At 39.5% G+C, this 15596-nt stretch carries 19 protein-coding genes and 1 riboswitch; of the genes, 6 read left to right on the plus strand and 13 right to left on the minus strand.

Translation table 11 applies throughout. The features are described 5' to 3' along the window. The first annotated feature begins 80 nt into the window (after positions 1 to 80). From IEV41_RS09090 to IEV41_RS09100, 3 genes are all read left to right on the plus strand, one after another. The gene (locus tag IEV41_RS09090) at positions 81 to 1406 is read left to right on the plus strand and encodes a UDPGP type 1 family protein (RefSeq protein ID WP_188388072.1); all 1326 of its coding nucleotides are present in this window, start codon (positions 81 to 83) and stop codon (positions 1404 to 1406) included. A 93-nt stretch (positions 1407 to 1499) separates the two neighbouring features. Beyond that, on the plus strand, positions 1500 to 1679 hold the full coding sequence (locus tag IEV41_RS09095) for a DUF6019 family protein (RefSeq protein ID WP_188388073.1): 180 nt from the start codon (positions 1500 to 1502) through the stop codon (positions 1677 to 1679). A gap of 11 nt (positions 1680 to 1690) precedes the next feature. Next, the gene (locus IEV41_RS09100) at positions 1691 to 1990 is read left to right on the plus strand and encodes a hypothetical protein (RefSeq protein WP_188388074.1); all 300 of its coding nucleotides are present in this window, start codon (positions 1691 to 1693) and stop codon (positions 1988 to 1990) included. Positions 1991 to 2058: 68 nt separating this feature from the next. Here IEV41_RS09100 and IEV41_RS09105 read toward each other — a convergent pair whose 3' ends face one another. Then, a complete protein-coding gene (locus tag IEV41_RS09105; protein WP_188388075.1) occupies positions 2059 to 2547 on the minus strand; it encodes a hypothetical protein in 489 nt (162 codons plus the stop codon). Between the two features lie 42 nt (positions 2548 to 2589). Next, the gene (locus tag IEV41_RS09110; protein ID WP_188388076.1) at positions 2590 to 4344 is read right to left on the minus strand and encodes a vanadium-dependent haloperoxidase; all 1755 of its coding nucleotides are present in this window, start codon (positions 4342 to 4344) and stop codon (positions 2590 to 2592) included. Between the two features lie 512 nt (positions 4345 to 4856). On the opposite strand from IEV41_RS09110, the gene IEV41_RS09115 reads away from it, so the two are divergent. Next, entirely contained in the window at positions 4857 to 5174 is a 318-nt protein-coding gene (locus IEV41_RS09115) for a PadR family transcriptional regulator (RefSeq protein WP_188388077.1), read from the plus strand. Beyond that, positions 5171 to 5887: a DUF2812 domain-containing protein gene (locus tag IEV41_RS09120; RefSeq protein WP_188388078.1), complete on the plus strand. Its 717-nt coding sequence runs from the start codon at positions 5171 to 5173 to the stop codon at positions 5885 to 5887. The genes IEV41_RS09115 and IEV41_RS09120 overlap by 4 nt, the downstream gene beginning before the upstream one ends. Positions 5888 to 6162: 275 nt before the next feature. Here IEV41_RS09120 and IEV41_RS09125 read toward each other — a convergent pair whose 3' ends face one another. The 11 genes from IEV41_RS09125 to IEV41_RS09175 all read right to left on the minus strand — a co-directional run bounded on the left by IEV41_RS09125 (position 6163) and on the right by IEV41_RS09175 (position 14644). Next, positions 6163 to 7026 carry an NAD-dependent epimerase/dehydratase family protein gene (locus tag IEV41_RS09125; protein WP_188388079.1) on the minus strand — a complete coding sequence of 288 codons (864 nt, stop codon included), beginning with the start codon at positions 7024 to 7026 and terminating at the stop codon, positions 6163 to 6165. Further along, positions 7023 to 7430, minus strand: coding sequence for an NUDIX domain-containing protein (locus IEV41_RS09130; RefSeq protein ID WP_188388080.1), 408 nt, complete (start codon positions 7428 to 7430; stop codon positions 7023 to 7025). Before IEV41_RS09130 ends, IEV41_RS09125 begins: the two co-directional genes overlap by 4 nt. A gap of 45 nt (positions 7431 to 7475) precedes the next feature. Beyond that, positions 7476 to 8018 carry an isochorismatase family protein gene (locus IEV41_RS09135; RefSeq protein WP_188388081.1) on the minus strand — a complete coding sequence of 181 codons (543 nt, stop codon included), beginning with the start codon at positions 8016 to 8018 and terminating at the stop codon, positions 7476 to 7478. Positions 8019 to 8204: 186 nt separating this feature from the next. Beyond that, entirely contained in the window at positions 8205 to 8975 is a 771-nt protein-coding gene (locus IEV41_RS09140) for an aminoglycoside phosphotransferase family protein (RefSeq protein ID WP_188388082.1), read from the minus strand. 18 nt (positions 8976 to 8993) lie between these two features. Beyond that, a complete protein-coding gene (locus IEV41_RS09145) occupies positions 8994 to 9413 on the minus strand; it encodes an NUDIX hydrolase (protein WP_188388083.1) in 420 nt (139 codons plus the stop codon). A gap of 243 nt (positions 9414 to 9656) precedes the next feature. Beyond that, a complete protein-coding gene (locus tag IEV41_RS09150; RefSeq protein WP_188388084.1) occupies positions 9657 to 10103 on the minus strand; it encodes an NUDIX domain-containing protein in 447 nt (148 codons plus the stop codon). A gap of 79 nt (positions 10104 to 10182) precedes the next feature. Continuing rightward, on the minus strand, positions 10183 to 10695 hold the full coding sequence (mtnD, locus tag IEV41_RS09155; protein WP_188388085.1) for an acireductone dioxygenase: 513 nt from the start codon (positions 10693 to 10695) through the stop codon (positions 10183 to 10185). 34 nt (positions 10696 to 10729) lie between these two features. Beyond that, entirely contained in the window at positions 10730 to 11347 is a 618-nt protein-coding gene (locus IEV41_RS09160) for a methylthioribulose 1-phosphate dehydratase (protein ID WP_188388086.1), read from the minus strand. Next, positions 11344 to 12003 carry a 2-hydroxy-3-keto-5-methylthiopentenyl-1-phosphate phosphatase gene (locus IEV41_RS09165; RefSeq protein WP_188388087.1) on the minus strand — a complete coding sequence of 220 codons (660 nt, stop codon included), beginning with the start codon at positions 12001 to 12003 and terminating at the stop codon, positions 11344 to 11346. The genes IEV41_RS09160 and IEV41_RS09165 overlap by 4 nt, the downstream gene beginning before the upstream one ends. Before the next feature lie 4 nt (positions 12004 to 12007). Next, a complete protein-coding gene (mtnW, locus tag IEV41_RS09170) occupies positions 12008 to 13225 on the minus strand; it encodes a 2,3-diketo-5-methylthiopentyl-1-phosphate enolase (protein WP_188388088.1) in 1218 nt (405 codons plus the stop codon). A 64-nt stretch (positions 13226 to 13289) separates the two neighbouring features. After that, positions 13290 to 13395: riboswitch (SAM riboswitch) on the minus strand. A gap of 64 nt (positions 13396 to 13459) precedes the next feature. Next, positions 13460 to 14644, minus strand: a complete 1185-nt coding sequence (locus IEV41_RS09175) for a pyridoxal phosphate-dependent aminotransferase (protein WP_188388089.1) — start codon at positions 14642 to 14644, stop codon at positions 13460 to 13462. 94 nt (positions 14645 to 14738) lie between these two features. On the opposite strand from IEV41_RS09175, the gene IEV41_RS09180 reads away from it, so the two are divergent. Beyond that, positions 14739 to 15518, plus strand: a complete 780-nt coding sequence (locus tag IEV41_RS09180; RefSeq protein ID WP_188388090.1) for a carbon-nitrogen family hydrolase — start codon at positions 14739 to 14741, stop codon at positions 15516 to 15518. Positions 15519 to 15596 lie beyond the last annotated feature (78 nt).

Here is a 15596-nt window from a genome sequence, read left to right on the forward strand (position 1 = left end):
TTCTTGAATTCTTTGGATGTGATACAATACAAGAAGTCTTTTCTTTGAAAGATAGTTGAACGATTTTGGAGGAAAATCACATGTATACATATGAAAATACAGTAGCACTTTTACAAACATATAACCAAGAGCATTTATTAGCGTACTATAACGAATTAACAGCCGAAGCACAGCAGGCATTATTGCAACAAATTCATTCATTGAACTTTGATGATGTAACGAAAGCGATTGATACGGTGCGTAATCCTGTTCATAAAGAAGAAACGAATCCTACTTTTACACCAAACGCATATAAGCGTTGGAAAGATATCGACGTAGAAGGACAAGGTACATACTTAGAACGTGGCTGGGAGCTTCTTCGTGAAAACAAAGTAGCTATCGTATTAGTTGCAGGTGGCCAAGGAAGCCGTCTTGGTCATGACGGTCCAAAAGGAACGTACAATATCGGTCTTCCATCTCATAAGTCATTGTTCCATTTACAGGCAGAGCGCTTAATGAACATTAACGCAAAAGCTGGAAACACGATTCATTGGTACATTATGACGAGCCCTCATAATGAGAAAGATACGAAAGATTTCTTCGAGAAACACAACTTCTTCGGGTATGACCGTTCGGCAGTAACATTCTTTAACCAAAACTTATTCCCTGCGATTGATGCAGATGGAAAAATTATGTTAGAGGATAAAGGAACGATTTCGTTAGCACCAAACGGTAACGGTGGCGTATTTAACTCGTTATTAGCTAACGGCTTCTTACAAGATATGAAAAACAACGGCGTGAAATGGGTATTCTTAAATAACATCGATAACGCGTTAGTAAAAGTTGCAGATCCGAAGTTAATTGGCTTTGCCGATATCGAAGGTGCACCGATTTGTAATAAGTGTATTCCACGTATCGATCCAAATGAAAAAGTAGGAATGCTTTGCGAGAAAGACGGACGTCCATTTATCGTAGAGTACTCAGACTTAGATGATGAGTTAAAGTTAGCTCGTAACGAGAAGAATGATCTATTATTCGAAAATGCCAATATCGGTATTCACATGTTCGATGTAGACTTCTTAGTAGAAAATGCACACCGTACATTAGCATACCATTTAGCACATAAGAAAATTAAAACGTTAAATGAACAAGGTGAGTCATTCACACCAGAAGAGCCAAACGGCTATAAGCTAGAGCAATTCTTATTCGATGTATTCCCATTTGCGGAACGTGCATCCATTTTACAAGTTAATCGTGACGAAGAATTCGCACCAGTGAAGAACAAAGAAGGCGAAGATAGCCCAGAAAGTGCACGTACGATGTTACTGAACTTACACAAGAAATGGTTATTAACTTCAGGTGTACGTGTAACAGAAGATAATAACGAAGTATCGCCACTAGACTCGTATGAAGGTGAAGGATTATAAGAAATGAAAGACGTGGATTTTCACGTCTTTTTTTTCGTCTAAAAAGGAAAATTATGTTACTCTTTTAGTAAAGAGAGACAAGGGGGAGTGAAGTTGGAAAGCGCAGGACTATCCATCGGAGGTATTATCTTATTTCTTATTGCTTTATATTTTGTCATCAAATGGGGTGTCAAAAACGGTATTAACCAATCAATGTTATTTACGGATGCAGAGCGCCAAAAGAAATTCGAAGAAGAAATGAAACAAATAGAAGAGTTAACGAAAAAGAAATAGGGGGTTATTCGATGAACATCCAATTCTTGCTATCATTTAGCACCATTCTCCTCTTATTATTTGCGTTGTTCCTTGTAATGAAACAGTTGCTTCAAATTGCCGGTCATAAACCGCTAGACAAGAAACAACTTGCTTTCATCATCTTATTTCTATTCCAACCTCTTTCTGTCGCCATCGGCATGTTCACGATACAAGGTATTGTGTCTGCCAAACCTTTCTTAGAAATCGTCATGAATTTCGGCGGTATTACCGTTATATACTGTTTCTTTATTTGGATTTGGTGGAGTTTCTTACGGAAAGAAGAGTCGTAGCATCATGCTCGACTCTTCCTCTCACTATAGCAAAGTAGACTGAATTTCTTTCTATCATGCACCCTACTTTATATTTCCCGTTCATACTTTTCTATTTTTCTTCGTAACTTTTGTGCTCTATGCTTATATTTCTCCGCTTTTCGTTGATATTTTTTGTCTTTCGTGCCATGTTCAGAGATTTTCGCCGCTGCTTCATTTTCTCTATCCATATTTCCAATTTTTTGTTCATGTTTTACTAGTTTTTCTCGAAGTTTTTGTGCCAGGCGATGATGTTTCCTTTTTTTTCGTTCAGATTTTGATTCTTTGGATTTTCTTACTATTCCTTCTCCACTTGCACTTTTTATTCCCTGCTCATACGTATTTATTTTTTGCTGGATTTTTTGTACTAGGCGTCGATATTTTCCTAATTTCCGCTGATGTTTTGGTGTTTCACTCTCTCCACTAACATGCTTAATTTCTTGCTCATACTTTTCTAATTTCTCCTGAATTTTCTGGGATCGACGTTTGTATTTACCAAGCTTCCGCTGATGTTTTGGTCTTCTTGCTGGTGTTTCCACGTTGATACTTCCCCCTTCCTTTTAAGTGCTACTAACTTTTCCTTATTTAATCGTAATTGTCGTTCCGTCAAACTTCTTAAATGTGAAGCCAGAGAAATCTTCGTTATATGTGTTCTTAAAATCTTGTAAGATACTAATTGCAACTGCTTCTCCTAACTTCATTCCTTCTGATGCATCTGTGCGCCAATGTACGCCCGCTGCACAGCGACCTAGGGCAACATTAGATGCAAGCTTATTCAATTCATTTCCAACCGTTAACTTCGCGCCCCGATATGAACATAATGCTAAACCGTTTTGCGTCGCAACGACGGGGTCTGGAATGATGAAGTTTTCATTAAAAAACGCTTTCAACATCGTCACACCTGCACCTACGAAACATGCATGACCTGACGGATAGGCTGTATGTGTTGGACACCCTTCTGCATATGCCATTGGTAGTAATGCCGTACCGTAACGATGTTGGACAACTTCCAATGCGTATGATCTAAGAAGTTCTTGGTTAATTGGATACGATGCATTTCCTCTTACTACGTTGTGCACGCGTCCGCCAAATTCTTCTGGACGAAGACGAAGATGCACAAGAAACTTTTGGTACCAAGCTGCTTCTAACGCTGCTTGGGCTGCTTTGCCAACTAAATCAAGAATATGCGGTCCACCGAAAGTCACAAATCCATACTGTGTCTTCGAATGTACATACGGATTGCTTGGCGCTAGTGCTTCTTGTCCATAGCTAAGCAACATTAAACCAGCAGATAAGCATGCTTGATAAGAGAAATCTTTATGCACAAACTCTCCTAAATCACGGTTATTACGAATATAACGAGGAGTCGAATCAAGTACCGTCTTTCCTGCTGCTCCGCCATTTTGAATGTGTAACCAACTTCTGTAGCACGTCATATAGTCACGATACGGTACTGCTGTATGATATTTTTGAAAGAATGATGCCGCACCGTAGTCTACTTTTTGACATAGAAATTGGGAAAGGTATGGCCCAATTAAATCTCCTTGTGTTGTACCACGAAATAGTGTTTTTGTCGTTACTCGCTCTTCCACATCTGGATTAGGTGCTGATTGTGTAAATAAATTGGGATTTGCACCATCTACCTGTTTATTCGTATGAACAGATGGATGCTGTACGCCCCAATCTTTTCCTTTTGGCCCTCGGAAATCAGAGAACTTCGATAAATCCGCAGCGGCTGTACGTGTCCACTTATTTGTATCATATTCCGCAAACGGAACATCACGCGTCAACGCTTGCCAATATAATTCTCCCATCTCTGCAGCTTCCCACGCACTCGAAAATTCTGGTGCCGGTGCTATACTAAGATGATGAGAATCCGCACCGATTAAATTATATGCATAGGCAGCTTGTGGGTTCTTTAGTTTTGTTACACCTTTAATAGGTAATGATTCAAACGCTTGTGAATCACCAGATTTCAGTGCATTAATCCACGCTTCATATGCCGTTACATCTACCTCACCAAGATAGTTATGCGGAAATCCCTTTGAGTAGCTCGCAATCTTATTCGGATAACGTGTTTCATCATCATTACACGGATGATTCGGCAGCGTGATGTCCGCTTGAGCTTGTGCGGCTTCGATACGAATAGTAAGTGCCTCGCTAACTCGTTCTTCTGGCGACAATGGTCCAATCTCACAATTTTGCGGGGCAATTACTACTTCCGCTTCTGCTCCTTGTTGTTCTATTTCGTCTTTTTTTCCCTCTTCTTGTTTCACTATCTCTTCATCGGTTGATTCTTGCTCTACCTCCGCCTCATTGTTGAATACTTCTTCCATCTGAATCCTCCTTTTCTTCTACTACTAATCAACAAACGTACTCTAGTATATGCTGTGAAAATATAGAGGTATAGGCGAGTACAAGAGAGGAAGAATAGAAACAAACTAGAATAGTAGTTCTTAATTAAAAATATGGTCGATATATGCACTACACTCTGTTTGTAATGAACAAGACGGTTGATTTATCTTAACCATCGAACATAAGAAATAATAACAAAAGAGTTGCCTCTTCGATGAAGCAACTCTTTCTTCCTATTATTCGGTTTGATGTATATGCAATTAGGCTGCTTTTTCATAACGGATGAGGCTAGTACCTCTATAGAATACGTGCTATTCCCCACCTTTTTTTCTTAGAACACTCCTCTAAAGCTTGGTTTACTTAGCCAAACTGGATAAATTAATATATCATATTATGATATATCTATGTACATACATATCACATTATGATATATTGTTTTTAGATATACATATCACAATGTGATATATCTAAAATTGATATAGAGGGTGATTGGTTGAAGATAACTGAGCAATTAACAGATTCAATGTTTTATATTATGGCTGCTTTAACTAAACCAAGGCATGGTTACGCTATTATGAGCTTAATTGAAGAAACAACAAAAGGGGCAATTACTATAGGTCCTGCTTCAATGTACACGATTATTAAAAAGTTATTAAAACAAGAGTGGATTTATTTGCATGATGGATCGGATTCAAGGCGTAAAACATATCTGCTTACTGAAAAAGGAAGAGAAGTATTAGAAGAAGACATGAAGCTAAGAAAGCTAATGATTCAATTAGCAGAAACGGGATTGAAGGAGGGGGAAGCATGAGACAAACAAAGTATATTACGTCAGGTGGATTAGCCTTTTCTGAAGATAAGGACATGGAAAAATTACACCGATTTTCTTTGAAAGGTTGGCATGTTAGTGATTTTAAGTTTATGGGGTATACGCTTGAAAAAGGAGAAAGCTCAGATTATATCTACAGTGTAGATTATCATTTATTAAAAGAGGGGGAAGAAGAGGAATACTTTTACTTCTTTTCATCTTCTGGATGGTCACATATTGCCTCAAAAGGAGGTATTCATTTATTCCGAGCACATCCTGGTACAAAACCGATTTATAGTGATCGTGACACATCGGTTGAAAAGTATGAGAGTTTATATAGCTTCATGAAAAGTCTAGCCATCCCGATAGGTTTAATAACAGTACTTACATGGATTGGAGCAGTGATAAGCTCAGGTACCTTACAATCATTCCTTCATGTAATAGCTGTGATTTTCAGTATAATTGCCGTCCCAACAGCGTGGACTACAATCGCAGCATCCTCTAACAAATGGAAGGAAAAAGAAAAAAAAGGAGTAGTTAATTTATTAAAAACCATACCATTTCTTCTCTTCTCAATTGCTGTTATTACTTTATTATTTGTCCATGACAGTCCAATTCGCCTCTTAGCGTCTATGGTAATTGGAGCAATCGCACTTCCAACTGCTATTTGGATTATCTTGTCTCTTTATCATAAAATGGGAAGACAAAAAGCTTAGACGTTCTTAGATATTATTGTTCGACTAAAGTGGGCTTCTCTTTCATAACGCTCATTAGAAATAATCAAAGTTTCTCATACTTAGTAACCAAGATTAACTCCATTTTGATTAAAGTTTTATCAAAATGGAGTTTTTACTTTGGATAATAAATAAGGGTTCGTTACTTCACTTCTATCAACTTTTATTTCAATGCAACATGTTTCTCAATGCTTATGAAAAGTTACAGTTAATTTGTGAGATTCTTCGGCAACCTACTAACTTTCCCAGCTACTTTATTATAATCTCCTAATTAACGCTCCTAACCAATCCTCTAACTCTGTAAACACAAATCCAGCATTTTTCGCCTTTATTGTTTCCATGTACCATGAATCTGGTAAGCCATACGGAGAGTGGTTATCTGGTGTGCTCTCCTGAATAACGATAGCTTTCTTTCCTAGTTGTTCTTCTAATCTTGTCAGTAAATCTGCTAGCGAAATCTCACCGCCCGCACACGCATTAATTGGCCCCTCGACCGATGCGTCTTTTAACCAAGAAAGGAACGTCGCTGCTTCATTTGAATGAATAAATGATATAATCGCCTCGATATTTGGCATCCCAATCTCCATCTCATGTGCAATGCGTTCGCTATGAAATTCTAGTCGCCTCGTGTAGTCATCCTCGCCAAGTACAATCGGAAAGCGCACGGCACATACTGGGAACGTTGCTTTTTGGAAAAATACCGCTTCACATTGTTTCTTACCTTCTGCATAATCAAAGTCCGATTTGTTTCCGAATTTGATTGGGTATGTAAATGGATTAAAATCCTCTTCCTTGTTCCGAGTAGCGCCAAATGGATAGACTGCTAATGTTGAAGTGAAAATATATCGTTTTACTTTACCTGCAAATGCTTCACATGCATAAAGCGCATCATTCGGGCTATAACAAATATTATCATATACAACATCCCACTCATCGGCATCCGCTACTTCTTTCAATGATTCACTACTTGTACGCTCTAATCGCACTCGTTTTACACGGTCCCCAAAATCATCTGCTGTATTGCCACGCGTTGCGATTGTCACATTATGCCCTTCTTCAAGCAAGGATTCTACTAATTTCTTTCCAAAGAAACGTGTTCCACCTAGTACTAATATGTTCATATTCTTCTCCTCCTATATCCTTCTCTTACTGCCCAACGATGATGTTCATGAACAAGTAGTCTTTCTGCTTGATCTTCCCGTAACCATATGAGCAGATGATCTACATCTACTTGTTCTCCTGTTTGATACAACAACTGTGCTATGTAAAACGTGCCTTCATTTTCAATTGGTTCATTGGTCATTGAATAGAAATGATGTGTTGCCTTACCAATGAAACAATGAACAGACACCTCATATCCTGTCTCTTCCCTTACTTCTCTTCTCAAACAGTCTACTTCCGTTTCATCACCATTTAGACCACCACCAGGCAAAAAACAATGCCCTCGTTCTGTTTGAACAACAGCTACTTTGTCATTTGTTGCATGGAAAATAACTGCGTATACACCTTTTCGTTTCGTATACATAACCTACTCCTCTACACAAAAAAAGGATGCGTGAACATCCTTCTCTTACACAACATTCTCCGCCTTATACTTATCTACGTATTCCTCGTAATCTAACACTTCAATAACATTCGACCAATGGAGAACGGTTCCGACAAAGTCTTTCACATTTAATCCTGGCATATCATACGTTTCCTCTGTATTCGGTGTACCTGTCGCATTTTCAATGAACGTTACTTTATACCCACGGTCAAATGCCGCAATAGCCGTGAACATGCAACAAAACTCTGTTTGGAATCCTGTAATGAATAGGTGATCCACTCCTGCTTTTTCTAACATATCTGCAAGTTCAGTATGAAAAAAAGAGCTCGGTGTACCCTTCTCAATCACGCAATCCGCATATTCTTTTAAAGAAGCATGTAACTCCGATCCAGCAGAATCTTTGTGCAATGGACTTTCTGTCTCCTTATCAAAGTGCTGCATGAAAATAACAGGACAATCTCCCGCTTTGAAATCTTTAATCGTCTCCTCCATTAATGAAAGCTCTTCTTTAAACTCCCCTGCATCCACAATACAATTTTGCACATCAATCACCAATAATGCTCGCATCCCTCCACCTACCTATCACTGTGATAGGTACAATATTCGATAGGTAAATCCACGTTTCCTGCAACGATGAAAAGAATACCTATGCTTATCGAATATATCTGTAATACCTTTTTGGCTAGTTTACAGGACTCTCCAAACCCAAAAAAGCATACACGAAATAATCTTCATGTATGCTTCTACCTATTATTAAAAAAATTCATATAATCCTTCATTGAAATACTTGTATTCTTTCTCCGACACTTTGTAGCGCGTGTATCCTTCATAAAATGCTTTTCTTGCATCTTCATCGTTGCCAATACTGCCAATTGCCAGTGCCTCGTCATAGCGCGGATCACCAATTGTCATACCAGCTACATCGATGAATAATTTCACTTCACCATCTACAACAAGTACGTTATCGGTTGTATAGTCGCCGTGAATCATCGTTTGGCGAACAGGGGATAGCTTCGTAGATTTTAGCGTTGCTAGTAAATTGGCACTACCATCTGTTTGCTTTGTCTCAACATAGTGCTCTGCTGTTTCTATCTGTTCTTCTAACCAACCGACTTCCCGATGCCATGATAGGAGTATATCCATCTCATGGAACTGATGTAGGAACGCTCCAAAACTTCGGATAAGTGCATACTTTCCTTCTAATGAAGTTACTTCTCGCAGTGCCTTCGTTAATGTTATTCCTTTTTCAAATGACATAAGAAGGTGCGCACTGTCTTTCTCTTCTATAAAATTATAATATGTCGGTACTGGGACATATTGTTCCGTTAGTTGTTGCTTTAAGACATTCGCTTCTGCCTTCAACCACGCTTTATACTTTGATTTAAACGCACTCTTTAATAAATAGGTGCGCTCTTCTGTTATTACACGGCGTACTTCGGATGTCCAGCCTTGTTCGGCAAGTACTTCCATCGTTTTAATAGAACCAATTGTTGCCTCTATTCTTGCTCGAAACACTTCTGTCATATGCAAGCCTCCCACTAATTAGACTGCACCGTGATATGTATATGGTGCTGGATTATCATATAACTCATGAATACGACTTGGATAAAATGGCCATAACTCTTTTGCCTCATCTATATTAATCCATGCAACATCTACTATTTCATTATTATCTTGAATTCGAAGTTCTCCACCTGCAATAGTACCGGAGAAAATAAAGAAGATTGCATGCTGCCCTTTGTCCATGAACTTCTTTTCGTCTACTGCAATGATGTTTCCTGGTGTAATAGCTAAGCCTGTTTCTTCTAATGCTTCACGAATGACTGCATGGCGCAACGTTTCTCCCTCTTCCACTGCCCCACCTGGTAAGGACCATGTATTACGTCCTGCATTCTTCACCATTAGTACTTTTTCTTTCGTTTCATTGAACAAACACACATATGCTACATCTACTCTTTTCATGTTCTCCGCCCCTTCCTTACTATAACATTCTATATATTACCATATAATTGATAGTTTCGGGTAGTAGAAAAAGGTACTTATGTCCTAATTTTACCTACAAATAGAGAAGGGGTACTAGGTCAATAGTATAACTTTCTAACCGTAATTATAGTGAAAACCCACCGCTAACGCAGTGGGGATTATAGATTCATACATGTGTACATGAAATTCTCATCATATCATTCAATATTAGCAACATTTTCGTTAATTTATATCACCCAAATAGATGGAAGATGTTTTTTTAATAAAATAGTTTGTTAATCTCTTTGGATATACATCGTATTCTTGCAATTGGTCAATACGTAGCCACTCTACTCCAATTTGCTTTGGGTCTGGTTGAGTTGGTGTCACTAATTTATCATCCTTTAACGTACAGTGAAAATAAAATTCCACTTGGTGTGCGTGAGCATCTGTTTCTGCAAACTCATGGTTTTTGCCAATATATTCACGTACGTACAATAGTTCCCCAACTTCTATCTCTGCTCCTAGTTCTTCCATACATTCTCTTCGGAGTGTATCATGCATCACTTCCCCATGATCTTGACCGCCACCTGGAAAAATATAAAAGTCACCTGATGCACCACGATTTTTTGTCAATAATACAGAATCTTCTTTGATAATAACTGCTTTTATTGAATTTCGAATGTTCATGTTTCCTCCCCCTCACCCATCACAACAACCTATATATTACCATATAAGTAGTGATTTAAGGTAAAGAGAAGCTCATTCATTAATAGATTGGTACCCAACCTTCTGTCGTAACGAAAATACGAACTGCCACAACACGGCGATCATCTTGCAATTGGAAATAATGACGTGTATTCGGTGGTACAGAAATTAAATCACCTGGACTTAATTCAACATCAAAGAAATTATCATCTTGCCCTTGAATTGCGAAAATACCGTGACCACTTACGATAAAGCGTACTTCATCATCTGTATGGTGATGCTCTTGTTTAAAATTCACTAATAATTGATCTAAGTTTGGTGTATTCTCTGATAGTACGATAACGTCTTGTGCTTTGTAGCCACGACGAACAGAGATTTCTGAAATTTCTTGGTCAAATAATGCTAGAATCTGACCTTTGTTTTCATCTGTTAATGTGAAGTTCTCTTGTAAGTCTTCTGATAATTTTCCAATGTTCCATTGCTCATAGATTACGCCTTCTTTGTCAAGGAATGCTTGCACCTCTTCTTGATTTTCAATACGCTCGTTTGTTCCGTGAATACGAATAAATGCCATTTTATCTTTCTCCCTTCGATTGTTTATTTAATAGCTACTTACTAGCAAACTGTCTACTTTGTAAATGAAAACGGAATAGAAACTCATACGCTTCTAAATGCCGCTTCGCTTCAAATGCATCTCTACCCCATACAGTAATACCGTGATGGCGAATGAGTACAGCCCCGCTATCACCTTGAATATGCGGGCGGAATGCTTCTGTTAGCTTCGGAATATCCGCATAATTCGGAATAATCGGCACAGAGATTTCTCCATCTTCTTCCCAAATACCTAATGCTTTAATAATTTCTTGATCGGTAAAGTGAACAACTCCTTCTTCCCCGTATAAGCTTGAAATAACATTATTCTCGACAGTATGAACATGAAGAACACATCCTGCCCTGCTTTCCTTATACACAGCAATATGAAGAAGTGTTTCTGCTGATGGACGCAAGTCTGTTTCAAGAAGCGCCTTTCCATTTGCGTCAACGAGTAAGAAATCTTCTACTGTTTCTTTACTTTTATCTTTTCCACTCGCAGATACGAGGAACGATACTGGATTGTCGCTTACTTTGATAGAGATGTTTCCACTCGTCGCTGGAAACCAGTCTCGGTCTGCCAGCACTCGCTTCACATCTCGGATTTCTTCCCAACGTTTGAACAGTACACTCATTGTTTCGTCACTCCTAATCGTACTTGTAATTCTGCTGTGATATCATCAAACGTCGAAAATGGAATATGCGGGATATTCAGTTCCTCGCATTTTTGTTGTAAGTAGTCTCTTGCGAAAACAACATCTGCAAGTTTCGCTGCTTCTAAATCCGTAATAGAATCACCGATGACAATCGTTGTTTCTCCTTCTGTACTTAACTTTCGAATAAGAGACGGCTTACATAAACCACATCCTTGCGTCGCACAATATTCATCGCATGGATTTGGCCACTGGACGTGAATAGACTCGCTTGTGAAATCTGTCGCGTTGCAGTAAATATCTTGTTCGTCAATTAATCCTTCTAACAATCGGTACACGAAGAAGTCCATGCCACCACTAATAATGTACAGAGGAATACGTTGTACATTCGCAAAAGCAATGAATCTCGCAAAGCCTTCACAAATTTCCGCTGTTTCTTGTAAATAGTGAATGATTTCTTCTTTCTTCGCGGACGGGATAAGCGCGAACATCTTCTCGACACCTTCACGTATGGATATGCGCTGAGACAAAACGTCGTTCTTCAATTGTTCACAACGCTCGTCACCGAACTGTTTCATAATGCTCGCGATGTTATCACGCACCGTTACCGTACCATCGAAATCACAAAAAATCTTCATTTCCTCACCCCCATAATGCCAATGCTTTCTGTACATGTGTATCATCTACTTCTGTTAATGGGATTCCTTGTAACGTCGCATCAATTGCTCGGCGGAATGCTTTCCCTCCACCAATCGCTCCGTCGGGATGACCGTGAACTCCACCACCTGCATTAATGACAGAATCAATACCGAAGTCATTGATTAATAGTGGGACAAGTCCAGGATGAATTCCCGCTGATGGAACGGGGAACGTACTTGCATACGTATCTTTTTCGCGTAATTTCTCTGCAATTTGTAACGTTTCTTCTCTCTTTAGCGCAACGCTTCCGTATGGTGATGGGAAAAGAGAAAAGTCTGCACCTGCTAGACGTAATAGCTTTCCTAGCAACAGCGGATATGATACACCGTAAAACTCAGATGGTGTGAGCGCCCCACTAAATGCCGGATGCGCCATAATCGGAATTGGTAATTCACAGTCCTCTGATAAGCTTTGAAGAACATCCAAACCATATGCAAATACGTTGAATAATAGAATATCCGCTCCGCCGTCTAACGCACGTTTCGCTTTTTCTTTCAAGTCGAACGTACGCCCTGATAAGTTCACTGCATATAACGTACGATGTCCTGTCTCTTCGTACACATTCGTTAACGTTTCTTTTGACGTACGAATGCGTTTCTCAAATGGTGTTAACGGATTATCGAATAAAATTTCGTCATCCTTCACAATATCGATACCACCAAGTGCTTGCGCTCGTAATTGAGCGTTCATATCATCAAGACTTCTTCCTATGACACCCTTGAAAATGCTCATTAAGAGCGGACGATCGTAGACACCGACTAAATTACGAATGCCGTTAATACCGTATTGTGGTCCTAAATAATTCGCTCGTATATCGTCGGTAAGCGTAAGATCAAGTAACTTCACTTCACCGTCTAAAGATAATTTCCCAAACACTGTCGTCAAAATAGCGGGAATATCGTTGCTGTAATTATCAGCTGGATAATGAATTTTTAAGATGCCTCGTGTCACACGTTTGCCAAGATATGTGTTCACCCATTGATCCTCTTCTAATTCCTCTACGCTAATAATCGTGCCTTTATGCTTCTTTAATTGCTGTTGCTCCAAGCTTGGTAAATCCGTCCATGAACCAATTGTTAAGCCTAATGCAATTCCTTCCGCTTTCTTCACTAAATGATGCTTCTCGTCGTGGACGAGATAAGTTGCGGTTACGCCTCCCATGTGATCACCTCTCTACACGAAAAAACCTCTCCCAAAAGGAGAGGTTTCGATATACTCAACCATCTCCTTATCTCCCAGCATATTTGCTGCGAGAATTAGCACCGTGCTTATAAAATAAGTCGGTTGCCGGGCTTCATCGGGCTCGTCCCTCTGCCTACTCTTGATAAGAAGTTTTCGTAATTTTCTTTCAACAAATGTTTCTTACTTGGATTTTTACATGTTTTTTCCACATTGTCAATTCTTTTTTTCAAAAATACCAAGTTTTTTTATCCGAATAATCGCCTCTTTTAATCGGTCCTCTGTGTGAAGCAATCCAACACGTACGTATCCTTCCCCATGCTCTCCAAATCCAACGCCAGGGGCTACCGCAACATGGGCTTTTTCAAGTAATAAGTCAGCAAATGTTTGGGATGTATATCCTTCTGGCACTGGTAACCATGCAAAGAAGGAGCCATCCGGTGCATCTACTTCCCAGCCAATCTCATGACACGCACCAACTAATGCTTGGCGACGTGATTCGTAGGTCGCCACTAGATTATCTACGCATTGTTGTGATGATAGAAGTGCTGTCTTCGCCGCTTCTTGAATGCCACCGAAAATACTTACGTATATGTGGTCTTGCAGCAAATTAATTGCCTCAATTACTTCTGCATTTCCAACCGCAAACGCAATGCGCCATCCTGCCATGTTATATGTCTTTGACAACGTATAAATTTCAATCCCAACTTCTTTGGCACCCTCTTGCTGTAAGAAACTAACTGGCTTCTTGCCACCAAAACCAATGGCACCGTATGCAAAATCATGTACAACTAGCGTGCCGTATTTGTTCGCAAACTGGATTGTCTCCTCAAAAAATTCCTTTGTTGCAATCGCACCTGTTGGGTTATTCGGATAGTTAAGGAACATCATCTTCGCCTTTTTCGCATCTTCCTCACTAATCGCATCATAGTCTGGTAGAAACTGATTTTCTTTCACTAGTGGCATCGTAATCATCTTTGCTTTTGCTAATGCCACACCAGACCAATAATCTGGATAACCTGGGTCTGGAACGAGGATACTCTCTTCTTCCTCGATGAAACAAAGTGGTAATTCTACTAAGCCAGCTTTTCCGCCGAACAATACCGCTACTTCTGACTCTGGATCAATCGTCACACCGTACTCTCTTTCATAAAATGTTGCGACCGCTTCTTTTAGCGATACGTGACCGCGAAACGGTGGATATTTATGATGAATTGGTTCTGCCACTGCATCTTGTAAAGATTTCACAATATGCTCTGGTGTTGGTTGATCTGGATTTCCTTGTCCGAGATTTATCACATCGTGGCCTTCTTGTACGACCGCGTTAACTTTTTGTACGAGTGAAGCAAAAAACTGCTTTGGCAGTTGTTGTAACACATTTGTTTGACGAAATTGCGCCATGTTCCCCACCTCTTTTTTGTCAAAATTGTTGAAATTTTATGGCACCATGATATATCGTGAAAACAAACTTGTAAAGAAAAAAGGAGGCACCCTCATGAAAATTGCCCTTATTCAACTTGATATTGCGTTCGGTGATGTAGATGCAAACATTGCTCGTGCTGAACAATTTATTCAAGAAGCAATGAAACAAAAACCTGACGTTCTCGTCCTACCAGAACTATGGACAACTGGTTATGATTTAACTCGTCTCAATATCCTTGCAGACGAAGAAGGAAACGACACGAAAAATCTTCTAAGCAAATGGGCAACGACGTATAACGTACACATCGTTGGTGGTTCCATTGCGAAGAAAAATCAAGACGGTGTAACAAATACGCTCTACACGTTTGCAAAAGACGGCACATGCGCCGGCGAATATAGCAAAGCTCACTTATTCCAACTGATGAACGAGCATCTATACTTACAAGCTGGCGATAAGCAAGGGCTATTCCAACTTGATAACGTACCGTGTGCAAGTGTCATTTGCTATGATATCCGATTCCCAGAATGGATTCGTACACATACGGTAAACGGCGCGACTGTCTTATTTGTCGTAGCAGAGTGGCCACTCCCTCGCTTAGCACATTGGCGCACATTACTCATTAGCCGTGCAATTGAAAATCAATGTTACGTTGTCGCATGTAATCGTGCTGGCAGTGACCCGAATAACACCTTCGCTGGTCACTCATTAATTATTGATCCGTGGGGAGAGGTTGTCGTAGAAGGTGACGAACAAGAAGGAGTTCTCTACGGGACACTCGATTTCTCGAAAATTGATGATGTGAGAAAAGGTATTCCCGTCTTTTCCGATAGGCGTTCTGAACTTTATTTTTAAAATTTTCGAAAAGTTATTGACAATCAGACAATAAACTTGCTATAGTTCCAATCAAGAGCTTTTTACAAAGTTCTCATC

The organism is Priestia taiwanensis, assembly GCF_014638355.1.
Classification (GTDB): domain Bacteria; phylum Bacillota; class Bacilli; order Bacillales; family Bacillaceae_G; genus Priestia_D; species Priestia_D taiwanensis.